Source organism: Streptomyces sp. NPDC046303, from assembly GCF_055588085.1.
In genome coordinates this window covers 109,194-133,849 of sequence record NZ_JBVJFA010000019.1, presented here as the reverse complement: position 1 = coordinate 133,849, position 24,656 = coordinate 109,194, and the positions used below count along the sequence as shown (strand labels likewise).

The following is a 24,656-nucleotide window of genomic DNA, read 5'->3' as shown; positions in this document are numbered from 1 at the left end:
ACGCACTACCCAGTACACGATGGAGTGAAATGCCTACCGGCTCTATAACCCGAATGGGTTCAGAGCGTTGTCTCCGGTGCGGGACGAACGCCCGCGGACTCCTCCGGAAGGCAGGGAAACTGATGCGTCACAGTCGTCGGAATGGCTTGATCGCGGCGGTGGTTGCGGGAGGTGGGCTGGCGGTCGCGGGGGCGGGCGGTTTCGCCTACGCCGACGCGGACGCCGGCGGGCGGGCCGAGCGCTCCCCGGGGCTGCTCTCCGGAAACCTGGTGCAGCTGCCGGTGCACGTTCCGGTGAACGTGTGCGGGAACACGGTGAGCGTGGTCGGTGTGCTCAACTCGGCCGCCGGGAACCGCTGCGTCAACGAGGACCATCCGGAGCCGAGGCCCTCGCACCCGTCGAAACAGGGAGCGGGCAACGGCGGCGGAGCCGTCGCCGATGGGCGCGGAAAGGATTCGCCGGGGGTGCTCTCCGGCAATGGGCTCCACCTCCCGGTCGACCTGCCCGTGAACGTCAGCGGCAACGCGGTGAGCGTCGTCGGCGTCGGCAACGGCTCCACCGGGAACACCTCCGTCAACGGCCGGGTGCCCGGCGGCGGCACGCCGCCCGTCCCACCCCCCGCCGTCGAACCGCCCGCCGTCGACCGTCCGGTGACCCCGCCCGCGCCGCCGCGGCACACCGGGGCGCTGGCCCAGACCGGAACCGACGCCCTCGGCTACCTGCTGCCGGGCGGCGGGGCGCTCCTCCTCGGCGGGGCGCTCCTCTACCGCCGCTTCGGCCTCGGCCGCTAGCGCTGACGCAGCACTACCCCTGCGGCCGGCCGGGCGGTACGGGGCGCCAGCCGTCCAGGATGGCGTCGATCCGTGCGGCCAGCCGGGCCCGGGCCGCGAAGCGCGGGACCCCTGCCATCAGCAGGGCGTCGTACTCGGTGTCGGTGTGCCGCACGGCCGCGCGCACCGCGTAGGAGACGGCGAGCTCGTCCAGGGCCCGGCCGGCGGCGCTGCGGCCCACCCGGCCGCTGCCGCGTACCGAGGCGTGCGTGGCGATGGCCACGGCCCGCTCGGCCGGGCAGCCGGGGAACAGCCGTACTATCTCTGCGGCGAAGGCCGCCGTGAACCGGGTGTCCTCGGCGGCGCGACGCAGCCGGTCGCGTTCCCGGCGCCTGGCCCGCGCCTCGGCGTCCGCGAGACACGCACGCTCCGCGCGGGCCAGCGCGGCGTCCTCGACGAGGATGCCCTGGCGCTCGTAGCGGCGGCGGCGCCGGTTGAAGCGGACGACGACGGCCGACAGCGAACTCGCCTCGCGCGAGCGGCGGGTGAGCGCCGCGTCCCCGCGCGGGAGGTAGACCAGATGGCCGAGATCGGCGCAGTCCAGGCAGCGCGGCACGCCCGCCTCGCGCACGAGGTGCCGCAGGGGCCCCCGCCGGCACTCGGCGCAGTGGATCTGCCGACCGGACTCGAACACCACCAGGCTCATACAGGGGTGATACCGCTGGATGGCCCTCATATCACCTGATGGAAAGGGGCTGTTGGTGTTTCACCAACTCTTCCTCGATGCCGAGCCGCCCTTCTACCGTGAGCCCGTGGACGGCGGCCGGTCCACCGAGGAGGGCACATGATGGGGCAGCAGGCGACGATCCGGCCGGCAAGGGCACGCATTCCCGCGGCGCCGGCGGGCCGCGAGATCGTCATACCGCCGGGCGGCTGTACCGGCTGGCACTACCACCGGGTGCGGCTGGACGCCGTCGTGCTCGCCGGGACCCTGACCCGGGTCCTGCACGACCGCACGATCGAGGTGCACCGGGCCGGAACCACCTTCGTGGAGCCCGCGGGCATCGGCCACATCCACCTGGGCCACAACCTCGGCAGCGAGCCCGTCGTCCTCCACGTGACGCCCTCGCTCCCCGCGGGGACCCCCTTCGCCATACCCACCCCGCCCCCGCCCGGCGCCACCCCGGCCGTCTGCCGGGAGCACGCCGGGTGACCCCGCCCGCACCGGCGGGCGCCCCACACCGGCCGGCCCCGCACCGGCCGGCGCAGCTGCCCGCGCACCCGGCGGAACGCACCGCCACGGCCCACCACCGACAATGGGCCCGTGCAGCTGGAAGCGATCACATGGCAGCGGATGGCCGAGCGGCTCGCCGGTCGTCTCGACGAAGACAAGGACAGCCCTGAGCAGGGCGGTTGGCAGCGAGTGGGCATCGACGGGGCGCCCGCCGCCCAGACCGGCGTCCTCGCGGGACACCTCGCCGACGCGCTGCGGCCGCGCGGACGGCCGGTCCTGGTCGTGGCGGCCGAGGGCTTCCTGCGGCCGGCCTCCCTCCGCTTCGAGTTCGGCCGCCAGGACGTGGACGCGTACCTCGACGGCTGGTACGACACGGCCGCGCTCTGGCGGGAGGTGTTCGGCCCGACCGACCCGGGCGGCACCGGGCGGGTGCTGCCCGACCTCTGGGACCCGGTGAGCGACCGGGCGACCCGCAGCCCGTACGTGGAACTCCCGCCCGGCGGGGTGCTGATCGTGCACGGCCCGCTGCTCCTGGGCCACTGGTTCCCCTTCGACCTGAGCGTCCACATCCGGCTCTCCCCGGGCGCGCTCGCCCGCCGCACCGAGGAGTCCGCGCGCTGGACCCTGCCTGCCTTCGCACGCTACGAGGCCGATACGGACCCGGCCTCGGCCGCCGACGCGGTGGTGCGGGCCGACGATCCCCGCCATCCCGCCTGGACGGGCGTCCGCACGCGGTAGGAGCCGGGAGGCGCAAGGCCCCTCACGGCCTGCCGCCCAGCCGGGTCACCGCCAGCGCGGCCGCCCGGCACCCCGCCCGGGCCGCCTCCGCGGGGTCCGCGCCCGCCAGCCGGGCCGCGAGGAAACCGCCCGTGAAGGCGTCCCCCGCGCCCGTGGAGTCCACCGCGTCGACCGGCTCCGCCGTGATCTCCGCGGTGACCCGGCCCCGCTCGGCCACCAGCGCCCCCGCCACCCCGAGGGTCACCACCACCAGCGGTATCCGGCCGCTCAACCACGCCGCCGCCCGGGCCACCCCGGCCGGCTCCGGCAGGCCGGCCAGCAGCCGGGCCTCGTCCTCGTTGGGCAGCAGTACGTCCGCCCCCGCCACGGCGTCGAGGAACCGCCGCGGGCCCAGCCCGGCCAGGAACCCGGCCGAGGCGGGGTCCACGCTCACCGGCACCCCCCGGCCCCGGGCCGCCCGCAGCGCGACCAGGGCCAGCTCCCGGCTGCTGTCGGCGAAGAACAGGTACCCGGACAAGTGGAGGTGGGCCACCCCGTCCAGCAGGGACGGCGTCCAGTCGGCCGGACACAGCCGCAGCGCGGCCCCGCTGTCGGTCAGGAAGGTCCGCTCCGCGTCCTTGCCGACCAGTGCGACCACCGTCCCGGTCGGCTCCTCCCGGTCGACCACCAGCCGCGGCAGCACCCCCGCGTCCAGCAGCGCCCGCTCGTGCCACCGCGCCGACTCGGTACCCACCCGCGCGAGGAGCCGTACCTCCGAGGCCCCCCTACGGGCCGCCCAGCAGGCCGCGTTGGCCCCGGCGCCGCCCGGCAGGGTCCGGATCCGGGCGGCCGTGTCAGTGGCCGGAGCGAGGGGCTCCGGATGGACCGCCACCACATCGGTGACCACGTCCCCGACGACCAGCAGCGCCCCCGGACCGGCCGGTTCCACCCCGGTCACGCCCGGGCCGCCCAGGCCCCCGCGATCCTGGCCCCGAGCCGCACGTTGCCCCGTACCGCCGCCAGGTTCGCCTCCAGCGAGGCCCCGGCCGTCGCCCGTACCAGAAACCCCAGCAGGAACGGTGTCACCGCCTGCCCCGTGATCCCGCGCTCACGGCACTCGGCGAGCGCCTCGGCCAGCACCCGGTCGTGCAGCTGCGGATCCAGCTGCTCCGCCTCCGCCACCGGGTTGGCCACCAGCAGGCCCGTCTCCGGGCCGCCCAGGGCGTCCTGTGCGGCCATCACCGCGGCGACCTCCTCCGGCCCGTCCACCGTCCAGTCCACCGGCTCCCCGGAATCGGCCAGGTAGAAGCCGGGGAACCGCTGCGTCCGGTATCCGAGCACGCCCACCCCCAGCGTCTCCAGCCGCTGCAGCGTGGCCGGCACGTCCAGGATCGACTTCACCCCCGCGCACACCACCGTGATCCGCGTCCGGGCCAGCAGCGACAGGTCCGCCGACTCGTCCTGCGTCTGCGCCCACTCGCGGTGCACCCCGCCCAGCCCGCCCGTGGCGAAGACCCGCAGGCCCGCCCGCGCGGCCAGGAAGGCCGTAGCGGACACCGTCGTCGCCCCCGTGGCCCCCGCGGCCAGTGCGGGCGCCAGATCCCGGTGGCCGAGCTTGCGTACGCCCTCGCCGCCCGCGATGCGCTCCAGCTGGTCCTTGTCCAGACCCGCGTGCGCCACGCCGTCGATGACGGCGATCGTCGCCGGAACCGCGCCCTCCGAGCGGACCAGCGCCTCCAGTTCGAGACCCACCGCCAGATTGCGGGGGCGCGGCAGCCCGTGCGCGATGATCGTCGATTCCAGTGCCACGACGGGCCTGTGCCCGGCGAGCGCCTCGCGCACCTCTTCCGACAGGACGGGTACGCCGGACCGGGATGCAGTTGCTGTGTGCTGTGACATGTCCCCATCCATGGCACCGGATGCGCGCCCCCAAACGCGCTCCCGCCCCACCCGTCACAACCTGTCCGAGTAACGATCCTCTGCGGGCGGCGCGGAAGGCGGCGGCCGACCGCGGCCGGCGGCAGGCCGCTGGACAGGGTGACGCGGCGGCCCCGCCGCCGCTGGACGCTCTGGTCACCCCGCCGGGCCGCCCGGCCGGATTAGGCTCGCGGGTCATGACCACCAGTGAGCACCGCGCCCCCGCCTCCTTCGCCGTCTCCGTTCCCGACGTCCCGGACGCCGAACTGGAGGCCGAGGACCTCGACCCCGGGCAGATCGTCTCCGGCGAGCCGGTGGTCAGCGGCAAGGTGCTCTGGGAGTCACCCGACGGCCGGCAGGTGCGCGGGATCTGGCAGATCACCCCGGGCGTGGTCACCGACACCGAGGCCGACGAGCTGTTCGTCGTGGTCAGCGGCCGGGCCACCATCGACGTCGAGGGCGGGGCGACCCTCGAAGTGGGCCCCGGGTCCGCCTGCGTGCTCCGGGAAGGCGACAAGACCACCTGGACGGTGCACGAGACGCTGCGCAAGGCCTACCACATCAGCTGCTGACGCCGTCCTTCGCGGACGAGGGGTGGCGGCGCGCGGTGTACAGCGCGAGCGCAGCCATCGGCAGCAGCAGGAAGGCGCCGACGGCGTTCAGCCAGCCGTAGCCCGCGTGCGCCATGACCAGCCCCGCGGCCGCGCCGCCCACGCCCGCGGCCGTGTTCATCGTCAGGTCGCTCAGCCCCTGTACGGCGGCCCGCGCGGGCTGCGGCACCGAGTCGGTCAGCAGCGCCGATCCGGACACCATCCCCGCGGACCAGCCGAGGCCGAGCAGGAAGAGGCCCGCCGCGCTCTGGCCGTGGTGCGGCCCGGCCGTGCCGGCGAGCAGCGCCGCGACCGAGAGCAGCCCGGCCGCCAGGCCGATCCCGGACAGCCGGCCGAGCCGGTCCGCGAGCCAGCCCATCAGGGGCGAGAAGGCGAACATGCCGGCGATGTGACCGCTGATCACCAGTCCGACGAGCTCCAGCCCCGCGCCGTGGTGGCCCAGGTCCATCGGGGTCATCACCATGATCGAGACCATGGTGGTGTGCGATACGGCCACGGTGAGCAGCGCGAGCCGGGCCCGCGGGGAGGCCTTGACGGCGGCGAACCCGGCGCGCAGCGAGCGGCCCTCGCGGGTCTGCTCCTCGGGTGCGGCCAGCGCACGGGCCGTCAGCAGCGGGTCCGGGCGCAGGAGGATCCCGATCAGCGCGGCGGTCAGGAGGAAGACGGCGGCGGCCCACACGAAGGGCCCCGCCGTCTCGGGTATGGACGTCCCGGCGAAGCTGCGGCTGGCCGGGGCGGACAGGTTGGGGCCGAGCACCGCGCCGATGGTGGAGGCCCACACGACGACGGAGATCGAGCGGGCCCTGCGGTCCGGGGCGGCGAGGTCGGCGGCGGCGAACCGGGCCTGGAGATTGGCCGAGGAGGCGGCGCCGAAGGCGGCCATGCCGAGCATCAGCAGCGGGAAGCTCTTGACCGTCGCGGCGAGGACCACGAGGCCCGCCCCGGCGGCGCCGATCAGGTAGCCCAGGACCAGCCCGGGGCGGCGGCCGCGCGCGGTCATCAGGGCGGCGAGCGGCAGGGAGACCAGGGCGGTGCCGATCACGGCGGCGGTGGAGGCGAGGCCGGACAGCGCCTCGGTGCCGCTGACCTCGGCGGCGAGCACGGGGGCCAGGGCGATGCTGATGGGCACGCCGAGCCCGCCGAGCATCTGGCTGGAGATGAGCACCCCGGAGGTGCGCCGCCGCAGCCGGGCCACCTCCACGAGGCCGGGCGCCGCGGTGGACCGGTCCGTGCCCGGTGAGGCGGTCATGCCGGACACCCCCCGCGCGGGCGGGGGTAGGGGGCGCGGCAGGACGCGCTGCGGCCGGGTACGGCGGCTGGAGTAGTCACCGCGGCAGTGTGCCACCCCTTACCGTGCGGGTGGAACAGGGTATCCATCCGCTCAGAACAGCGGCTGGGGGAGGACGCCCTCCAGCGCGAGGAGCCGGCGCTTGGTCTCGACCCCGCCGCCGAAGCCGCCGATGCCCCCGTCGTTCTCCACCACCCGGTGGCAGGCCACCACCAGCGGCAGCGGGTTCGACCCCATCGCGTTGCCCACGGCCTGGGCGGCCCCCGGCTGGCCGACGCGGGCCGCCAGCTCCCCGTACCCGACGACCGCTCCGTACGGCACGGAACGGTCCAGTTCCTGGAGCACCTGCCGGTTGAAGCCGGAGCTGAGGCGCCAGTCCAGCGGCAGCTCGAAGCGCCGCAGCGCACCGGAGAAGTACGCCGCGAGCTGGCGTACGGCCTCGGCCAGCAGCACTTCCCCGCCCGGTGCGGGCCGCCGGGCGTCGGCGCCGAGCCGGGAGACGAGCGGGCCTATCATCGCGTCGACCCGGTCGGGCTCGGCATGGAACTCGACCCGGACCAGCCCCTCCGGGGTCGCGGCCAGGAGCAGGGGGCCGACATCGCTGGCGACGACGGTCCATTCGAGGTGCGGCCCGCGGGGCCGCTCGGTGCTGTCCACACGTCCACGGTACGGTGCCCCACCGACAGCGGCCCTGCCGTCGGGCCGCGCTCAGAAGCCGCCCACGGCCTCCCGGACCACGTCCGGGGCGTTGGTGATGATCCCGTCCACGCCCATGGCCCGCACCTTCCGGGCGGTCGTGGCGTCGTCCACGATCCAGGTGTCCACCTCCATGGCCGTGCCGTGGGCGCCGAGCAGCCCGTGCACCGCCGCGACCCACTCGGCCGAGATCGTGCTGTGCCACGGGTTGATGCGGTCGGTGAACTGCGCGTACCGCGGCAGGTCCGCCACCGGCGGGGTGCCCAGGAAGGCCGTCACGAGGTCCGGTCGCAGCTCGTGCACGATCCGTACGCAGTCCGCGCTGAAGCTCTGCACCACCAGGCGCTGCTCCACGTGGCGCTCGTCGAGCCAGCCCGCCTCGTCCAGCACCTTCAGGGTCTGCTGCTCGATCCCCGGGTAGAGCTCGGGCCTCTTGATCTCCAGCAGCAGCCGCTGCTGGTTGCGCCCCACCCGGTCGAGGTACTCCCGCAGGGTCGGCACCCGGGCGCCGGTGTACTCCTGCCCGAACCAGCTGCCCGCGTCCAGCAGGGCGATCTCCGCCGCCGTGAAGTCCTTGACCCTCCAGGGCTTGCGGTCCGGGAACAGCTGCTCGACGTCCGTGGTCCGGGACAGGGTGTCGTCGTGGATGACCACCAGCTCCCCGTCCTTGGTGCGCTGCACGTCGTTCTCCACCCATTCGAAGCCCAGCCGCATGGCCAGGTCGATCGCGTCGAGGGTGTTCTCCGGGGCGTACGCCGAAGCCCCCCGGTGGGCGTACACGACGGGGTTCCCCAGGAGCCCCGCCGGTTCGGAGGCGGGGCCCGGGCCGGTGGCGGGGCCGGTGGCGGCGTACGAGGCCGTCCCGCCCAGCAGGGTGAGGGTGATGCCCAGGAACGCGGCGGCTGCCGCGGCGGCGGGTCGGACGTACATGCGTTCTCCTCGGGTCGTGAGCCCTGTTCCTGCGTCAGACGGGTGCGGAGCGGCAGACGTTGTGGCGATCACTTCACGGCGGGGCCTTGACGCGATCATGGGGTTGAAGATCACCGAGCCGCCACCGAACTACGACAAACGGACCAGAACGTGTGAGGCCGGCCCGGCCGGGCGCGCCGCGGCGCCGCGCGCGGATACGTGAGTGTCAGTGGGGGGTCGTACGGTTGACTCATGCGGCCCGTATCGAAGATCGAACGCACGGTGGCGCCTTTCGAGGTCGTCAGCCCCTACCAGCCCAGCGGCGACCAGCCGGCGGCCATCGCCGAGCTGGAAAAGCGCATCCGTGCAGGTGAGAAGGATGTCGTCCTGCTGGGCGCGACCGGCACCGGAAAGTCGGCGACCACCGCGTGGATGATCGAAAGGCTCCAGCGCCCCACCCTGGTGATGGCGCCGAACAAGACGCTCGCCGCCCAGCTGGCGAACGAGTTCCGCGAGCTCCTGCCGAACAACGCCGTCGAGTACTTCGTCTCGTACTACGACTACTACCAGCCCGAGGCTTACGTTCCGCAGTCGGACACGTACATCGAGAAGGACTCCTCGATCAACGAGGAGGTGGAGCGGCTGCGCCACTCCGCGACCAACTCGCTGCTGACGCGGCGCGACGTCATCGTGGTCGCGTCCGTGTCCTGCATCTACGGCCTCGGCACCCCGCAGGAATACGTCGACCGGATGGTCTCCCTCAAGGTCGGCGAGGAGATCGACCGCGACCAGCTGCTGCGCCGCTTCGTCGACATCCAGTACACGCGCAACGACGTGGCCTTCACCCGCGGCACCTTCCGGGTCCGCGGCGACACCATCGAGATCTTCCCGGTCTACGAGGAACTGGCCGTCCGCATCGAGATGTTCGGCGACGAGATCGAGGCCCTCTCCACCCTGCACCCGCTGACCGGCGAGGTCATCAGCGAGGACCGCGAGCTGTACGTCTTCCCCGCCAGCCACTACGTCGCGGGCCCCGAGCGCATGGAGAAGGCGGTCCGCGGCATCGAGGCCGAGCTGGCCCAGCGCCTCGCCGAGCTGGAGAAGCAGAACAAGATGCTGGAGGCGCAGCGGCTGCGCATGCGCACCACGTACGACCTGGAGATGATGCGCCAGATCGGCTCCTGCTCCGGCATCGAGAACTACTCGCTGCACATGGACGACCGCGAGCCCGGCTCCGCGCCCAACACCCTGATCGACTACTTCCCCGAGGACTTCCTCCTGGTCATCGACGAGTCGCACGTCACCGTGCCGCAGATCGGCGCCATGTACGAGGGCGACGCCTCGCGCAAGCGGACCCTGGTCGACCACGGGTTCCGGCTGCCGTCGGCCCTCGACAACCGGCCGCTGAAGTGGGAGGAGTTCCAGGAGCGGATCGGCCAGACCGTCTACCTGTCGGCCACCCCCGGCAAGTACGAGCTCTCGCGCGGCGACGGCTTCGTCGAGCAGATCATCCGCCCCACCGGCCTCATCGACCCGGAGGTCGTGGTCAAGCCCACCGAGGGCCAGATCGACGACCTGGTGCACGAGATCCGCGGGCGCGTCGAGAAGGACGAGCGGGTCCTGGTCACCACCCTCACCAAGAAGATGGCCGAGGACCTCACGGACTACTTCCTGGAGCTCGGCATCCAGGTCCGCTACCTGCACAGCGACGTCGACACCCTGCGCCGCATCGAGCTGCTGCGCGAGCTGCGCTCCGGCGAGTTCGACGTCCTGGTCGGCATCAACCTGCTGCGCGAGGGGCTCGACCTGCCCGAGGTGTCGCTCGTGGCGATCCTCGACGCCGACAAGCAGGGCTTCCTGCGCTCCGGCACCTCGCTGATCCAGACCATCGGCCGCGCCGCGCGCAACGTCTCCGGCCAGGTCCACATGTACGCGGACAGCATCACCCCGGCCATGGCGCAGGCGATCGACGAGACGAACCGCCGCCGCGAGAAGCAGGTCGCTTACAACACCGCCCACGGCATCGACCCGCAGCCGCTGCGCAAGAAGATCAACGACATCGTCGCCACCATCGCCCGCGAGGAACTGGACACCGAGGAGCTCCTCGGCACCGGATACCGGCAGGCGAAGGACGGCAAGGGCGCCAAGACGCCGGTCCCCGCGCTGGGTGCCAAGGCGGCCCCCGCCAAGGCCGGGAAGGGCGCGAAGGGGGCCAAGGCGGGCGCGGTGGTCACCGACCGACCCGCCGCCGAACTGGCCGGGATCATCGAGGAGATGACCGAGCGCATGCGCGCGGCGGCCGCCGAGTTGCAGTTCGAGGTCGCGGCCCGGATCCGGGACGAGGTGGGCGAGCTGAAGAAGGAGCTGCGCCAGATGAAGGAAGCGGGCCTCGCCTGACCCGGGGCCTGTCAGTAGGGTTGGGTCTCAGCCGCAGGTACACGCTGCGCTCCCGTTGTTGGGGCGGGCTATGGAGAGGGGACAGCGCGTGACGGTCAACATGACCAAGGGTCAGGCCATCAGTCTGCAGAAGGCGGACGGGGGCACCCTGACCGCGGTCCGGATGGGCCTCGGCTGGCAGGCTGCCAAGCGCCGCGGGCTGTTCGGCTCGCGGACCCGGGAGATCGACCTGGACGCGTCGGCGGTGCTCTTCGCCGACAAGCAGCCGGTGGACGTCGTCTTCTTCCGGCACCTGCAGAGCGACGACGGCTCGGTCCGGCACACCGGCGACAACCTGGTCGGCGGCGTCGGCCAGGGCGGGGACGACGAGGCCATCCTCGTCGACCTCCAGCGCGTGCCGGTGCACATCGACCAGATCGTCTTCACGGTGAACTCCTTCACCGGCCAGACGTTCCAGGAGGTGCAGAACGCGTTCTGCCGCATCGTCGACGAGACCAACGGCCAGGAGCTGGCCCGCTACACCCTCGACGGCGGTGGCCAGTACACCGCGCAGATCATGGCGAAGGTGTCCCGCTCGGGTGCGGGCTGGCAGATGACGGCCATCGGCAACCCTGCCAACGGCCGTACCTTCCAGGACCTGATGCCGGCGATCCTGCCGCACCTGTAAGCGAAGAAGAACGGGGGGAGACGGGACGATGGCGGCCGAACTGGTCCGGGGGCAGAACCATGCCCTGTCCGAACACCGGGTGCGGATCACGGTCTCGGCGGGCACACCCGTGCTCGCCCTGGCCTCGCTCGGAGACGAGCGGGGCGCCGTGACCGGCCCGGAAGGCATCGCGCACCACGGTGCGGGAGACCTTCCGGGGGTCGAGGCGCCGGGCGGGTCCGCGGACCGGCACCGGTTCGCCGTCGATCTCGACGCGGTGGCCGCCGAGGTCCACCGCGTCGGCGTCCTGCTCTCCCTGCCCCCGGGCGGACCGGCCCGCTTCGGTGCCGTCGCGGCCTCGCACGTGGCCGTCACGGACATGGACGGCACCGGGCTGGCCGAGTACACCCTCACCGGGCTCGAGGCCGAAACCGCCGTCGTCGCCCTGGAGCTCTACCGCCGCCAGGGCGCCTGGAAGGTCCGCGCCGTCGGCCAGGGCTACGCCGGCGGGCTCGCCGACCTGCTCGCCGACCACGGGCTCAGCGCCCCCGCGGCCGCCGAGCTGGCCGCGCGGGTGCACGCCGGCATCGCGGCGCCGGTGGCTCCCGACCCGCTCCCCGTCGCACCCGACCCGGCGGTCCCGGTGTCCGGAAGCCCGTACGCGGGCACGCCCGGCCCCGCGCCGGCGCCCCCGGCCCCGTCCTCGGGCGACAGCACGATCAGCTACTCCCACCCGCGGCGCCGCCCCGCCGCCACCGAGCCCCCCGAGCCCGCGCCGCGCACCGCCCCGGCGCAGGAGCCCGGGCAGCCCCCGCGGCCCGTCGCCGGGGACGCCAGCGGCTGGTCCATGGAGGAGCGGCTCTACAACCAGGTCTGGGGCATGTTCGAGGACCTGGCCCGCACGGTGGCCGCCTACCGCAGCGCCGTCGAGTTCGCCGACTCCCGCATGGACCGCGAGCTCGACGAGGCCCTGTCCGACCCGCGCCACCGCCTCGGCGGCTCCGGGAACGCCGCCCGCGACACCGCCCGGGCGCGCCGCGAGGAGCTCGTCGCGCAGGCCCAGGCCGTCCTCGACCGGGACCTCGCCCAGCTGATCGCCGAGGCGGAGGTGGTCGAGCCCGCGCTGCCGGCCGCGTACGCCCGCTGGGCCAACCCGGTCTGGCACGGCGGCCCGTCCACCGCGCCGCCCGAGGAGAACCCGCTGGCCCTGCGCCTGGGCGACCTGTACCTGCCCGAACGCCCCGACCTGCGGGTCCCCATGCTGATGCGGCTCCCGCTGGAGCGCGGCATCTGGATCGACAACGGCCGCACCGGATCCGAGGCCGCGATGGCCATGGACACCGACCGGCTGCGCCGGGCCGCCATGGACATGGCCGTCGCGCACGCGGTGCGGCTGCTCGCGGTCCACCCCGCCGACCGGTTCTCCGTCCACGTCATCGACGCGGCCGGAGCCGGAGCCGCCTCCCTGGCACCCCTCGTACGCGCCGGGGTGCTGGCCGCTCCGCCCGCCGCCGGGGCCGCCGGCGTCACGCAGACGCTGGCGGGGCTGACCAAGCGGGTGGACCTCGTACAGATGGCGCTGCGGGCCGGCGCGCCCGAGGACCTGCCGCCGGACGTGGACACGGCCGACCAGCTGCTCCTCGTCCACGACTTCCCGCACGGCTTCGACGACCGGGCCGTCACCCAGCTGCGCTACCTCGCCGACGAGGGACCGGCGGTCGGCGTGCACCTGCTGATGGTCGCGGACCGTGACGAGGCCTCGGCCTACGGCCCGCTGCTGGACCCGCTGTGGCGCTCGCTCATGCGGCTGTCGCCCGTCCCGGACAACCATCTCGCCGACCCTTGGGTGCACCACGCCTGGACCTTCGAACCGGACCTGCCCCCGCAGGGCAGCCAGGTCCTCGACCAGGCGCTGGAGCGGGTGGCGCAGGCCCGGCGGCGCGCCCGCCCGTGACGGGTGGCGGCAGGTCCATGACCTGCCGCTGACCGCTCCTTGGGATTCCCTTTACCTTTTGGGGCTCGGCCGGGTACCCTGGGGCACGCGGAGGGGAGTATTCCTGCTTTCCTGCTACGGCGTACCCGTCAATACGGACCCTGCGGTCACATGCGCGCAGGCGGTCCCGGGGCGCCGGCCCACGGCCTCCAGGCCGCCCGGGTGGAAGAGACCTCCGGCAGCGATGACGCTGACGAAGTGCTGAGCCATCCGCCGGAGGCGTGTTTACGTGGAAGTTTCCTGGACCCTGTGGGCGCTGACCATTCTCGGTCTGTCCCTCCTCATCGGCGCCGATTTCTTCATCGGCCGCAAACCCCACGACGTATCGATCAAGGAAGCGGGCACCTGGACGATCGTCTGGATCGTCCTCGCCGCACTCTTCGGCCTCGGCCTGTGGTTCTTCGGGAACGGCCAGGCCTCGCAGGAGTTCTTCGCGGGCTTCATCACCGAGAAGTCCCTGAGTGTCGACAACCTCTTCGTCTTCGTCCTGATCATGGCGAAGTTCGCGGTGCCCTCGCACCTCCAGCAGCGCGTCCTGCTCGTGGGCGTGCTCATCGCCCTCGTGCTCCGCGCGGTCTTCATCGCGGCCGGCGCGGCGATCATCGCCAGCTTCTCCTGGGTCTTCTACCTCTTCGGCGCGTTCCTGATCTACACCGCGTGGAAGCTGATCCAGGAGGCGCGCAAGGACGAGGAGGAGGACGAGTTCGAGGAGAACCGCCTGCTCAAGTCCGTGGAGAAGAAGTTCGGCGTCGCCGACCGGTACCACGGCACCAAGCTCTTCATCCAGAACAACGGCAAGCGCGTCCTGACCCCGCTGATGGTCGTCATGCTCGCCATCGGCACCACCGACGTGCTGTTCGCCCTGGACTCCATCCCCGCGATCTTCGGCCTCACCCAGGACCCGTACATCGTCTTCACGGCCAACGCCTTCGCCCTGATGGGTCTGCGCCAGCTGTACTTCCTGATCGGCGGCCTGCTCAAGAAGCTGGTCCACCTCAGCTACGGCCTGTCGGTCATCCTGGGCTTCATCGGCGTCAAGCTGGTGCTGCACGCCCTCCACGAGTCCGGGGTGCACGTCCCGGTCATCTCGATCCCGGTCTCCCTCGGCGTCATCTGCGGTGTCCTGGTCATCACCACGGTCACCAGCCTGATGGCCTCGAAGAAGCAGGCGGCGGCCGAGGCCGCCGCCCGCCCGGAGAGCATCGACGCCTGACCGGTCCGCGGGACTACACGGGGGCGGCCGCTTCGGCCGCCCCCGTTTCCGTGCCCGCGGCCGCCCCGGCGCCCGGCCGGGGCCGTACGACAGCCGGGCCGGTCTCCGGCAGCAGCGCGAAACAGGCCAGGCTGACCAGGGCGATCGCGCTCAGGTACACGGCCACGCCCCACGGCGGACCCGAGCCGTCCGCCAGCGCCGTCGCCACGATCGGAGTCAGCGCCCCGCCCAGTACGCCGCCCAGGTTGTAGCCGACCGCCGCCCCCGTGCAGCGGATCCGCGGGGCGTACAGCTCCGGCAGGTACGCGCCCACCACCGCGAACATCGTCACCATGCCCAGCAGCGCCCCGACGAAGCCCAGCGTCATCAACAGCGGATCGGCCGTGCCCAGCAGGGCCACCAGCGGGAACATCCAGAGCACACAGGCCGCCGACCCGGCCAGGCACAGCGGCCGCCGGCCGTACCGGTCGCCGAGCACCGCGGCCGGCGGGGTCACCAGACCCATCAGCGCGACGGCGCCCATGATGCACGCCAGCACCGTCGTGCGCCCCATGCCCAGGCGCTCGGTCGCGTACGCCAGGGACCAGGTGGTGACCGCGTAGAAGACGGCGTACCCCACGGCCAGCGCCCCGCCGGTCAGCAGGAGCAGCCGCCAGTGGCCGCGGACCACCTCCGCCAGCGGCGCCTCCGCCCGCCGGCCGCTCTCGGCCAGCGCCTTGAACTGCGGGGTCTCCTCCACCGAGCGGCGCAGCCACAGCCCCGCCAGGGCCAGCAGCCCCGCCGCCCAGAAGGGCACCCGCCAGCCCCAGGAGGTGAACTGGGCGTCGGTCAAGGTCACCGACAGCGCGAGGACGATGCCGTTGGCCAGCAGGAAGCCCACCGGCGGCCCGATCTGCGGGAAGCTCGACCACAGGCCGCGCCGCCGCTCGGGGGCGTGCTCGGCGGTCAGCAGGACCGCGCCGCCCCATTCCCCGCCGAGCCCGAGGCCCTGCAGGAAGCGCAGCAGGAGCAGCAGCGCCGGTGCGGCCACGCCGATCGAGTCGTACGTCGGCACGCAGCCGACGGCGACGGTGGCGAGGCCGGTGAGCAGCAGGGAGGCCAGGAGCACCGGGCGCCGCCCGTAGCGGTCGCCGATGTGGCCGAAGACCACCGAACCGAGCGGGCGCGCAAGGAAGCCGACGCCGAAGGTGCCGAACGCGGCGAGGGTGCCGGCGAGCGGGGAGAAGGAAGGGAAGAACAGCGGGCCGAGCACGAGGGCGGCCGCCGTTCCGTAGACGAAGAAGTCGTAGAACTCGATGGCGGTTCCGGCGAGCGAGGCCGAGGCCAGGCGCAGCATCGAGGGGGCGGGTCGGGAAGCGCCGGGGGAGGGGGACGGGGAGGGCTGCTGTTGCATGGTGCAGCAGATACACCCTCCCCGGCCCTCAGGACGTGCGTTCGGCCGTCATCGACCGGAAGGAATGCCCCGCGCCGCGAAGTTGACGGATTGCGGACCTACCAGCCGCGCTCGCGCCACTCGGCCAGGTGCGGGCGCTCGGCGCCCAGCGTGGTGTCGTTGCCGTGACCGGGGTAGATCCAGGTCTCGTCCGGCAGCCGGTCGAAGATCTTGTGCTGCACGTCGTCGATCAGGCTCGCGAAGGCCTTCGGGTCGCCCCACGTGTTCCCGACGCCGCCCGGGAAGAGGCAGTCGCCGGTGAAGACGTGCGGGTGCCCGTGCGGGTCGTCGTAGACCAGGGCGATCGAACCGGGGGTGTGTCCGACCAGGTGGCGCGCGGTGAGCTCGACCCGCCCCACGCGGACCGTGTCCCCGTCCGCCACCGCGACGTCGGTCGGCACCGGGATGCCCTCGGCGTCGAAGGCGCCGGCGTACGTGGTCGCCCCCGTGGCCTCGACCACGGCCTGGAGCGCGCCCCAGTGGTCGCCGTGCTGGTGGGTGGTGACGACGGACGCGATGCCGTCGTCCCCGATCAGGCTCAGCAGCGTGTCCGCGTCCGCCGCCGCGTCGATCAGCAGCTGCTCGTCGGTCGCCCGGCAGCGCAGCAGGTAGGCGTTGTTGTTCATCGGGCCCACCGCGACCTTGGAAATCATCAGGTCCGCGAGTTCGTGCACGTCGGCCGGACCGCCGACCTTGACCTCTCCGGTGTACGTCATGTTTTCGATCCTAGAGGTGTGTGGTCCTGGAGGTGTCCGGTCCTAGAGCGGCGGGAGGACGGGAAGGCCGTCGCCGGCCACGACGGCCAGGTGGGCGCCCCGCAGACCGCGGCCGGCCAGCCAGCCGAGCAGCTCGTCCTTGGGGCCCTCCAGGACCACCGGGGTGCCCTCGGTGCCGCCGGTGTGCCAGACCTGGCCGGGCAGGGCGCGCAGGGTGACCGGCGGAACCTCCGGACGCCCGGACCAGCGGTCGGCGAGGAAGGCGATCTCGCGGTCGGTGAACTCCTCCGGGAGGTCGGCGAGCTCGTAGCCGATGTTCAGGTCGACGTGGTGCAGCGCGACCTCCACCCAGCGGCGGAACGGCACGTTCTCGGCCAGGTCCGTGACGCCGTTGCGCAGCTCCACGGTGCGCGACCAGTCCTGGTCGCGCTCGGTGGTGGCGAGGAAGCGGTCCCCGGAATCACGGAGGTCCGCCAGGTGTTCTTCCAGGGGCCGGCCGGCATCGCGCTCGATGTCCGCGTCGCGGGTTTCGGCGCTCGCGTACATGGGGCGCCCCTCGAAGACGTTCACCAGGGCGTCGGCGTTGCGCGCGAGGTGGGCCAGGATGTGGCCCCGGCTCCAGCCGGGGAGGTGTGACTCCTCGGCGAGCGCGGCGTTGTCCAGCTTCGCGACCGCGGTCAGCAGCCGGTCCGTCGCTTCACGTACAGATCGCAGGTCGTGCACATGATCAGTCATGAGGGCGAGCCTAGTGCTCCCCGGCCCCCGGCCACACGATCGGGTGAAGAGGTCTGCGGAGTGCCGTAAATCGAATGTGCGTGCTATACGCTCGGAAGTCAGACTCAACTCCACCGCAGAGGCGCCCCCCATACCCTGGGACGGGGGCCCCGTGCCCCCCGCTCTCTCAAGAAAGGTGCGGACCGGCGTGACCGACCGTCTCATCGTTCGTGGCGCTCGCGAGCACAACCTCAAGAACGTCTCGCTCGACCTGCCCCGCGACTCACTCATCGTCTTCACCGGACTCTCCGGGTCGGGCAAGTCCTCCCTGGCCTTCGACACGATCTTCGCCGAGGGCCAGCGCCGCTACGTCGAGTCGCTCTCGTCGTACGCCCGCCAGTTCCTCGGGCAGATGGACAAGCCCGACGTCGACTTCATCGAGGGGCTCTCGCCGGCCGTCTCGATCGACCAGAAGTCGACCTCGCGCAACCCGCGCTCGACCGTGGGCACCATCACCGAGGTCTACGACTACCTCCGCCTCCTCTTCGCCCGCATCGGCAAGCCGCACTGCCCCGAGTGCCGGCGCCCCATCTCGCGCCAGTCGCCGCAGGCGATCGTCGACAAGGTGCTCGCGCTCCCCGAGGGCAGCCGCTTCCAGGTGCTCTCGCCGCTGGTGCGCGAGCGCAAGGGCGAGTTCGTCGACCTCTTCGCCGACCTGCAGACCAAGGGCTACAGCCGGGCCCGGGTGGACGGGGAGACCATCCAGCTCTCCGAGCCGCCCGCCCTGAAGAAGCAGGAGAAGCACACCATCGAGGTGGTCATCGACCGCCTCACGGTCAAGGAGAGCGCCAAGCGCCGGCTCACCGACTCGGTGGAGACCGCCCTCGGCCTCTCCGGCGGCATGGTCATCCTGGACTTCGTCGACCTCGCCGAGGACGACCCCGAGCGTGAGCGGATGTACTCCGAGCACCTCTACTGCCCGTACGACGACCTCTCCTTCGAGGAGCTGGAGCCGCGCTCCTTCTCCTTCAACTCGCCGTTCGGCGCCTGCCCCGAGTGCACGGGCATCGGCACGCGCATGGAGGTGGACCCGGAGCTGATCGTTCCGGACGAGGAGAAGTCCCTGGACGAGGGAGCGGTCTCGCCGTGGTCCCTCGGCCACACCAAGGACTACTTCCAGCGGCTGGTCGGCGCACTCGCCCAGGAGCTGGGCTTCCGCACCGACATCGCGTGGGCCGGGCTGCCGCAGCGCGCGAAGAAGGCGCTGCTGTACGGGCACAGGACGCAGATCGAGGTCCGCTACCGCAACCGCTACGGGCGGGAGCGGGCGTACACCACGGCCTTCGAGGGCGCCGTGCCCTTCGTCAAGCGGCGGCACGCGGAGTCCGAGAGCGACGCCAGCCGCGAGCGCTTCGAGGGCTACATGCGCGAGGTGCCCTGCCCGACCTGTGAGGGCACCCGGCTCAAGCCGATCGTGCTCGCCGTGACGGTGATGGAGAAGTCCATCGCCGAGGTCGCCGCCATGTCGATCAGCGAGTGCGCGGAGTTCCTCGGCCGGATGCGGCTCGACGCCCGCGACAAGAAGATCGCCGAGCGCGTCCTCAAGGAGGTCAACGAGCGGCTCCGCTTCCTCGTCGACGTCGGCCTGGACTACCTCTCGCTCAACCGCGCCGCCGGCACCCTGTCGGGCGGCGAGGCCCAGCGCATCCGCCTCGCCACGCAGATCGGCTCCGGGCTCGTCGGCGTGCTGTACGTACTGGACGAGCCCTCCATCGGCCTGCACCAGCGGGACAACCACCGGCTGATCGAGACGCTGGTGCGGCTGCGCGACATGGGCAACACGCTGATCGTGGTCGAGCACGACGAGGACACCATCAAGGTGGCCGACTGGGTCGTGGACATCGGCCCCGGCGCGGGCGAGCACGGCGGCAAGGTGGTGCACAGCGGTTCGCTGAAGGAGCTGCTGAAGAACTCCGAGTCGATGACCGGCCAGTACCTGTCGGGCAAGCGGTCCATCGCGATCCCGGACGTACGCCGGCCCGTGAACGGCGAGCGGAAGCTGACCGTCCACGGCGCCAAGGAGAACAACCTCCGGGACATCGACGTCGCCTTCCCGCTGGGCGTCCTCACGGCCGTGACCGGGGTGTCCGGCTCCGGAAAGTCGACGCTGGTCAACGACATCCTCTACACGCACCTGGCGCGCGAGCTGAACGGCGCCCGCTCGGTACCGGGACGGCACACCCGGGTGGACGGTGACGACCTCGTCGACAAGGTCGTGCACGTCGACCAGTCGCCGATCGGCCGGACCCCGCGGTCGAACCCGGCCACGTACACCGGTGTCTTCGACCACGTGCGCAAGCTCTTCGCGGAGACCATGGAGGCGAAGGTGCGCGGCTACCTGCCGGGCCGCTTCTCCTTCAACGTGAAGGGCGGCCGGTGCGAGAACTGCTCCGGCGACGGCACGATCAAGATCGAGATGAACTTCCTGCCCGACGTCTACGTCCCGTGCGAGGTCTGCCACGGCGACCGGTACAACCGGGAGACGCTGGAGGTCCACTACAAGGGCAAGTCCATCGCGGAAGTCCTGGACATGCCGATCGAGGAGGCGCTGGACTTCTTCGAGGCGGTGCCGACGATCGCGCGGCACCTGCGGACGCTGAACGAGGTCGGGCTGGGCTATGTCCGGCTCGGCCAGTCGGCGCCGACGCTGTCGGGTGGTGAGGCCCAGCGCGTGAAGCTGGCGTCGGAGCTGCAGAAGCGGTCGACGGGGCGGACGGTGTACGTGCTGGACGAGCCGACGACGGGCCTGCACTTCGAGGACATCTCGAAGCTGATCAAGGTCCTGTCGGGGCTGGTGGACAAGGGGAACTCGGTGATCGTCATCGAGCACAACCTGGACGTCATCAAGACCGCCGACTGGGTCATCGACATGGGCCCGGAAGGCGGCTACGGCGGCGGCCTGGTGGTGGCCGAGGGCACCCCGGAGCAGGTCGCGTCGGTGGGGGCGAGCCACACGGGCAAGTTCCTGCGGGACATCCTGGGCGCGGACCGGATCTCGGACGCCGGGGCGCCTCCGGCGCGGGTCCCGGCGAAGAAGGCCCCGGCCGCCAAGAAGGCCGTGGCCGCCGCGGCGAAGAAGGCGGCTCCGGCCAAGAAGGCGACGGCCCGGACCCGCAAGGCGTAGCGCGCGGCGCCGCTGCCGGGGGCGCTGCCCCCGGACCCCCGCGCCTCAAACGCCGGCGGGGCTGGTTTTGGCTGATGCCGGACCAAGTCCGGCCCCGCCGGCATTTGAGGCGCGGGGGCCCGGGGCGGAGCCCCAGGGGGCCCGGGAGCCGGGCCAGGAGGTTAGGCGCACCCCCCGAGCTCCGCGGCGTACGGCGGCTCCGCGCCCGGGCGGGTGCAGGTCAGGGCCGCCGCGTGTGCCGCGTACCCGAGTACGTCCGGCCAGTCCACCGGCCCGCCCCACGCCCCCGAAAGCCGGTGCAACAGGGCCGCGTTGACGGTGTCGCCCGCCCCGATCGTGTCCGCCACGGCCACCGCGCGGGCCGCCACCGAGTGCTCCGCGCCCTCCCGGGTCCACACCGTCAGCCCCGCCGCGCCCCGCGTCAGCACCACCGCGGCCGGCCCGGCCGCGAGCCAGTCCCCGACCCCGCCGCCCAGCCACGCCGCGTCCTCCTCCGACAGCTTGAGGACGGAGGCGTACGGCAGCAGTCGCGTCAGGAACCGGGCCCGGTAGGCGGCCGGGTCCGCGATCAGCGCCGGCCGGATGTTGGGGTCCAGCAGGGTCAGCAGCCCGCGGCGCGACTCCCGCCGCAGCAGGGCCTCGTACGCGCTCGCACCCGGCTCCAGGACCAGCGAGCAGGTCCCGAGCGCGAGGGCCCGTGCCGAGCGGGGCAGGGCGGGCGGCAGGGTGAACAGGCGGTCCGCCGTCCCCTGGACGTAGAAGCCGTAGGAGGCCGAGCCGTCCGGAGCCAGCGAGGGCACGGCGAGGGTGGTCGGCTCCGGACCGCGCTGCACCAGCGACAGGTCCACTCCGGCCGCGCGGAGCCCAGCCAGCAGGCTCTCGCCGAATCCGTCCGCCGAGACCCGCGAGCAGAAGGCCGCCTCGGCGCCCAGCCGCCCGAGCGCGAGCGCGGTGTTGTACGGTCCGCCGCCGGGCCGGGGCAGCAGAGCGCCCGGCGGCCGCGCGACGGGGACCAGGTCGATGAGGGCTTCTCCGCCGACGACGATCACGCGGGGGAAGCTACCCCATGGGACGGCGGTATCGTCGGGTGCACCCTGCCCCGCCCGTTCCACCAGGAGACTTCCATGTCCGCGTCGCCGTCCCCCGCCCGCCGCACCGTGCTCAGGGGCGCCGCCGCGCTCGCCGGGGCAGCCGGCGCGGGAGCGGCTCTCGCGGCCTGCTCGACCGAGACCAACAGCGGCGGGAACACCCCCGCGACGCCCACCGCCCCGGTGGAACTGGGGCCCGCGGCCGAGGTGCCGGTGGGCGGGGCCAAGCTGTACCGGGAGCGGAAGCTGGTCGTCAGCTGCCCGGCGGCGGGCGAGTACAAGGCGTTCAGTGCCCAGTGCACGCACGCCGGCTGTGTCCTCGACAAGATCGTCGAGGGTGAGGGCAACTGCCCCTGCCACGGCAGCCGCTTCGACGTCTCCACCGGCAAGGTCCTGAAGGGCCCGGCCACCGACCCGCTGCCCGCCGTCCCCGTCAAGGCCGAGAACGGCACGCTCATCGCGGGCTGACCGCGCCGGGCTCACCGGTCCGTCCGCCGGGCTCGCCGCGATCAGTCCCAGTCCCAGGCGATCCCGAGGATCCCGCGCCGCACCGACTGCTCCACCAGGTGCACCGCCCGGTGGCGGCCGCTCGGCGTGAGGTCCGCGAGGCCGGTGCGCGGGGCCTGCGGCCCGGTCCGGGCGAAGCGGCGGCAGCGCACCGGCAGGGCCGCCTCGTCGAAGCGGACCTGGAGCATGTACTGGCCGCCCGCGTAGCTGAACCCGCGCACGTACTCGCCGCTGCGCGCGCCCGTACCGTCCTCGATGCCGTAACCGAAGACGTACGTGTCCCCGCGCCGGAGCCGGGCGTCGAAGAGCAGCTCCGCGACCACCACCCCGGCCTCCGGATGGCAGCGCACCCGGCCCGTGCGGCAGTTCTCGTACGCCGTCACGCGCATCCGGGACACATCGCATCCCGGGTCGCCGTGGTGGACGGCCAGATAGCGGTCGATGCCGTCCCGGTGCGCCCGGACGATCTGCTGCGACTCGCGGGCCCGCATCTCGCCCGCCGGCCCTATGCGGACCCGCTCGTGGTGGCCGAGCGAGTGCAGCCCGCCGTCGGAGGGCAGCTCCATCCCGTCCAGCAGCCGCTCCACGGTGTCGCCCCTGCTGAACAGGGCCCGGTAGGAGCGGGCGGCCGGGCGGGCGGGTCCGCGGCCGGGTTCCGGGGCGGCCAGCAGCCGGAGCAGGGCGCCGTCCGGCAGCTCCAGGATCTGCTCGAGGGCGGTGACGGCGCGCAGGGACTCCGCGTGCCGGGGCCGCCGGGCACCCTGCTGCCAGTAGCTGAGGCTGGTGACGCCGACCTTGATGCCGCGTGCGGCGAGCCGGTGCTGCACCCGGTGCAGGGTCAGTCCGCGTGCGGCGAGGGCAGCGCGCAGGGCGAGGTGGAAGGGACCCGCACGCAGTAACCGGCCGAGCTCTGCCGTGTCCACCGTGTTCCCGGTCCGCCGCATCGCGACTCCTCTGTGAACATTCACGCACGCCGGCGTGGGGGCCGGGCCGGTGGTGCCGGGGGAGCAGGTGACACGACCATCACTGTTCACACCGCAGCCCCACCGTTCACACCGCAATGTCACCGCGTATTGAAGCGTGTTGACCTGATCGCGACAACACCCTGATGCTCCTCCACAGCGTCCGGACGCGCTCCTCCACCCCCACATCCCCACTTCGGGAGGAACGCGATGCGCCACCGAAACCGGCGGTTGTCCCTCGCCGCCTTCGTCTCCGCCCTGCTGCTCGCCCTGCCCCTCGGCGCCGGTACCGCCACCGCCGCCCCCGCCCACACCGCCGACACCGATTCCGCCCTCGCGTACAAGCGGCTGAACATCACCATGCAGGCGCAGCAGAAGACCAACTGGTGCTGGGCCGCCGGCGGGAACACCATCGCCGCCTGGTTCGGCCGGAACCTCACCCAGAACCAGTTCTGCAACGCCGCCTTCAACCGGCAGCAGGGCTACGACTGCCCGAACAACCAGGCCACCCTCGGCAACGTCCAGACCGGCCTGCGCTGGGCGGGCATCAACGTCGGCTCCTACGTGAACGGCTGGCTCCAGTACTCCACCGTCCAGACGGAGATCAACGCCAACCGCCCGATCGAGACCCGGATCCAGTGGTCCAACGGCGGCGGCCACATGCACGTCCTCTACGGCTACGACACCGCCAACAGCTGGGTCTACTGGGGCGACCCGTGGCCCTCCAGCGACCGCTACAACTGGGCCTCGCACGCCTGGTACGTGGACAACAACACCTTCTCCTGGACCCACTCCCTCTACCGGATCGGGGCGTGACCGCCATGACCCTGCGCGCCACGGCAGCCGCCGCGGTCCTCGCCGCCGCCTCCGCCGCCCTCCTCGCCCTCGCCCCGCAGGCCGTCGCGGCGCCCGTGCCGCAGCCACAGGCCGCCACCGCCGAGACCCGGGCCGCCGCCGCGCGGGCCGCCGCCGCGCCGGAGACCCTGGCCACGGTCTCGCGGTTCTTCGCCCGCGAGGGAAAGGTCTCGGTCACGGCCGCGCAGCCCCGCATAGCGGGCGAGGCCGTCGCGGTGCACTACCTCTCCCCGGACTTCGTCGCGGGCAAGGCGGGCGCACCCGTCGCCCGCCTGGAGTTCCTCGCGAGCGAGGCCGTCTCCTCCGACGGGCAGCGGGCCGCGCTGTGGACCGCGCGGACGGAGGCCGGCTGGCAGGTCGTGAACATCGCCACCGGCGACGACGAGTTCCGCTACGCCCAGCTGGGCGCCGCGAAGCTGCCGGGCGGCACCGTGTTCCGCGAACCGCAGATCGACGCGTGGTACGTGGCCGGGGGCGAGCGGGTGCTGCCGCTGGACGAGGACGCGGAACGGGCCGTCGGGGCCGGGGGAGCCACGCTCGACGGCTACCGGGCGCGGGTGGCGGCCGCGTACGGGGACAAGCTTCCGGGCTCCCCGTACGCCCGGCGGGGCGTCGCGGGCGGCTTCGAGGAGTCCGCCGGTGCGCCTGACGGGGCTCCGGTGACCTTGGCCGCCGGGGTCGGGGCCGGTGCGCTGGCGCTCGGGGCGCTCGGTGTCCTGGGCGTCCGCCGGTCCCGCCGGTCCCGCCGGTCCGCGCAGGCCTGACCCGCCCCCGCAGGGCCCGGCCCCGCCGGCGGGCGCCGGGCCC

Annotated in this window: 23 protein-coding genes; 12 read left to right on the top strand and 11 right to left on the bottom strand. The window is 73.0% G+C overall.

Going from position 1 to position 24,656, the window contains the following annotated elements:
- Nucleotides 1-158: 158 nt before the first annotated feature.
- Nucleotides 159-791 (top strand): chaplin, encoded by a 633-nt coding sequence (locus ACZ6I1_RS21335; RefSeq protein ID WP_469289383.1) that lies wholly within the window; start codon nt 159-161, stop codon nt 789-791.
- 13 nt (nt 792-804) lie between these two features.
- On the opposite strand, the gene ACZ6I1_RS21330 is transcribed toward ACZ6I1_RS21335, so the two are convergent.
- Nucleotides 805-1,476 (bottom strand): DUF2293 domain-containing protein, encoded by a 672-nt coding sequence (locus ACZ6I1_RS21330; protein WP_469289380.1) that lies wholly within the window; start codon nt 1,474-1,476, stop codon nt 805-807.
- Nucleotides 1,477-1,614: 138 nt separating this feature from the next.
- Here ACZ6I1_RS21330 and ACZ6I1_RS21325 point away from each other — a divergent pair, with 138 nt between their 5' ends.
- Together ACZ6I1_RS21325 and ACZ6I1_RS21320 are read left to right on the top strand one after the other, a co-directional pair.
- On the top strand, nt 1,615-1,983 hold the full coding sequence (locus tag ACZ6I1_RS21325; protein ID WP_469289378.1) for a cupin domain-containing protein: 369 nt from the start codon (nt 1,615-1,617) through the stop codon (nt 1,981-1,983).
- Between the two features lie 111 nt (nt 1,984-2,094).
- A complete protein-coding gene (locus ACZ6I1_RS21320) occupies nt 2,095-2,742 on the top strand; it encodes a nucleoside/nucleotide kinase family protein (protein ID WP_469289376.1) in 648 nt (215 codons plus the stop codon).
- A gap of 22 nt (nt 2,743-2,764) precedes the next feature.
- On the opposite strand, the gene ACZ6I1_RS21315 is transcribed toward ACZ6I1_RS21320, so the two are convergent.
- Both ACZ6I1_RS21315 and ACZ6I1_RS21310 read right to left on the bottom strand, forming a co-directional pair.
- Nucleotides 2,765-3,679, bottom strand: a complete 915-nt coding sequence (locus tag ACZ6I1_RS21315; RefSeq protein ID WP_469289374.1) for a carbohydrate kinase family protein — start codon at nt 3,677-3,679, stop codon at nt 2,765-2,767.
- Nucleotides 3,676-4,620: a pseudouridine-5'-phosphate glycosidase gene (locus ACZ6I1_RS21310; RefSeq protein WP_469289372.1), complete on the bottom strand. Its 945-nt coding sequence runs from the start codon at nt 4,618-4,620 to the stop codon at nt 3,676-3,678. The genes ACZ6I1_RS21315 and ACZ6I1_RS21310 overlap by 4 nt, the downstream gene beginning before the upstream one ends.
- A 215-nt stretch (nt 4,621-4,835) precedes the next feature.
- Here ACZ6I1_RS21310 and ACZ6I1_RS21305 point away from each other — a divergent pair, with 215 nt between their 5' ends.
- Nucleotides 4,836-5,210, top strand: a complete 375-nt coding sequence (locus tag ACZ6I1_RS21305) for a cupin domain-containing protein (protein ID WP_469289370.1) — start codon at nt 4,836-4,838, stop codon at nt 5,208-5,210.
- Here ACZ6I1_RS21305 and ACZ6I1_RS21300 read toward each other — a convergent pair.
- The 3 genes from ACZ6I1_RS21300 to ACZ6I1_RS21290 form a co-directional block, all read right to left on the bottom strand.
- Entirely contained in the window at nt 5,200-6,498 is a 1,299-nt protein-coding gene (locus ACZ6I1_RS21300; RefSeq protein ID WP_469289368.1) for an MFS transporter, read from the bottom strand. The two genes, ACZ6I1_RS21305 and ACZ6I1_RS21300, sit on opposite strands and share 11 nt — an antisense overlap.
- A 132-nt stretch (nt 6,499-6,630) precedes the next feature.
- A complete protein-coding gene (locus tag ACZ6I1_RS21295) occupies nt 6,631-7,194 on the bottom strand; it encodes a methylated-DNA--[protein]-cysteine S-methyltransferase (protein WP_469289366.1) in 564 nt (187 codons plus the stop codon).
- Nucleotides 7,195-7,245: 51 nt separating this feature from the next.
- The gene (locus ACZ6I1_RS21290; protein WP_469289365.1) at nt 7,246-8,163 is read right to left on the bottom strand and encodes a glycerophosphodiester phosphodiesterase; all 918 of its coding nucleotides are present in this window, start codon (nt 8,161-8,163) and stop codon (nt 7,246-7,248) included.
- Between the two features lie 231 nt (nt 8,164-8,394).
- Here ACZ6I1_RS21290 and uvrB point away from each other — a divergent pair, with 231 nt between their 5' ends.
- From uvrB to ACZ6I1_RS21270, 4 genes are all read left to right on the top strand, one after another.
- Nucleotides 8,395-10,539 (top strand): excinuclease ABC subunit UvrB, encoded by a 2,145-nt coding sequence (gene uvrB / locus ACZ6I1_RS21285; RefSeq protein ID WP_469289363.1) that lies wholly within the window; start codon nt 8,395-8,397, stop codon nt 10,537-10,539.
- 88 nt (nt 10,540-10,627) lie between these two features.
- Nucleotides 10,628-11,206: a TerD family protein gene (locus ACZ6I1_RS21280; RefSeq protein ID WP_446593676.1), complete on the top strand. Its 579-nt coding sequence runs from the start codon at nt 10,628-10,630 to the stop codon at nt 11,204-11,206.
- Between the two features lie 28 nt (nt 11,207-11,234).
- Complete coding sequence (locus tag ACZ6I1_RS21275; RefSeq protein WP_469289361.1) at nt 11,235-13,139, top strand: TerD family protein; 1,905 nt, start codon at nt 11,235-11,237, stop codon at nt 13,137-13,139.
- A gap of 268 nt (nt 13,140-13,407) precedes the next feature.
- Nucleotides 13,408-14,391 (top strand): TerC family protein, encoded by a 984-nt coding sequence (locus ACZ6I1_RS21270; protein WP_469289359.1) that lies wholly within the window; start codon nt 13,408-13,410, stop codon nt 14,389-14,391.
- A 13-nt stretch (nt 14,392-14,404) separates the two neighbouring features.
- Here ACZ6I1_RS21270 and ACZ6I1_RS21265 read toward each other — a convergent pair whose 3' ends face one another.
- The 3 genes from ACZ6I1_RS21265 to ACZ6I1_RS21255 all read right to left on the bottom strand — a co-directional run bounded on the left by ACZ6I1_RS21265 (nt 14,405) and on the right by ACZ6I1_RS21255 (nt 17,274).
- Nucleotides 14,405-15,727 carry an MFS transporter gene (locus ACZ6I1_RS21265; protein WP_469289422.1) on the bottom strand — a complete coding sequence of 441 codons (1,323 nt, stop codon included), beginning with the start codon at nt 15,725-15,727 and terminating at the stop codon, nt 14,405-14,407.
- 155 nt (nt 15,728-15,882) lie between these two features.
- Complete coding sequence (locus tag ACZ6I1_RS21260) at nt 15,883-16,539, bottom strand: MBL fold metallo-hydrolase (RefSeq protein WP_469289357.1); 657 nt, start codon at nt 16,537-16,539, stop codon at nt 15,883-15,885.
- Between the two features lie 42 nt (nt 16,540-16,581).
- Nucleotides 16,582-17,274 carry a maleylpyruvate isomerase family mycothiol-dependent enzyme gene (locus ACZ6I1_RS21255; protein ID WP_469289355.1) on the bottom strand — a complete coding sequence of 231 codons (693 nt, stop codon included), beginning with the start codon at nt 17,272-17,274 and terminating at the stop codon, nt 16,582-16,584.
- 187 nt (nt 17,275-17,461) lie between these two features.
- Between ACZ6I1_RS21255 and uvrA the strand changes: the two genes are divergently transcribed.
- Complete coding sequence (gene uvrA / locus ACZ6I1_RS21250) at nt 17,462-20,437, top strand: excinuclease ABC subunit UvrA (protein WP_469289353.1); 2,976 nt, start codon at nt 17,462-17,464, stop codon at nt 20,435-20,437.
- A gap of 161 nt (nt 20,438-20,598) precedes the next feature.
- On the opposite strand, the gene ACZ6I1_RS21245 is transcribed toward uvrA, so the two are convergent.
- Entirely contained in the window at nt 20,599-21,486 is an 888-nt protein-coding gene (locus ACZ6I1_RS21245; protein ID WP_469289351.1) for a carbohydrate kinase family protein, read from the bottom strand.
- Nucleotides 21,487-21,561: 75 nt separating this feature from the next.
- On the opposite strand from ACZ6I1_RS21245, the gene ACZ6I1_RS21240 reads away from it, so the two are divergent.
- A complete protein-coding gene (locus ACZ6I1_RS21240) occupies nt 21,562-21,993 on the top strand; it encodes a Rieske (2Fe-2S) protein (RefSeq protein ID WP_469289349.1) in 432 nt (143 codons plus the stop codon).
- Nucleotides 21,994-22,034: 41 nt separating this feature from the next.
- Here the strand turns inward: ACZ6I1_RS21240 and ACZ6I1_RS21235 are convergent, their stop codons facing one another.
- The gene (locus ACZ6I1_RS21235; RefSeq protein ID WP_469289347.1) at nt 22,035-22,976 is read right to left on the bottom strand and encodes a hypothetical protein; all 942 of its coding nucleotides are present in this window, start codon (nt 22,974-22,976) and stop codon (nt 22,035-22,037) included.
- A 228-nt stretch (nt 22,977-23,204) separates the two neighbouring features.
- Between ACZ6I1_RS21235 and ACZ6I1_RS21230 the strand changes: the two genes are divergently transcribed.
- Nucleotides 23,205-23,810, top strand: a complete 606-nt coding sequence (locus ACZ6I1_RS21230) for a papain-like cysteine protease family protein (protein WP_469289345.1) — start codon at nt 23,205-23,207, stop codon at nt 23,808-23,810.
- 5 nt (nt 23,811-23,815) lie between these two features.
- On the top strand, nt 23,816-24,613 hold the full coding sequence (locus ACZ6I1_RS21225; RefSeq protein WP_469289420.1) for a hypothetical protein: 798 nt from the start codon (nt 23,816-23,818) through the stop codon (nt 24,611-24,613).
- The last annotated feature ends 43 nt before the right edge of the window (nt 24,614-24,656 follow it).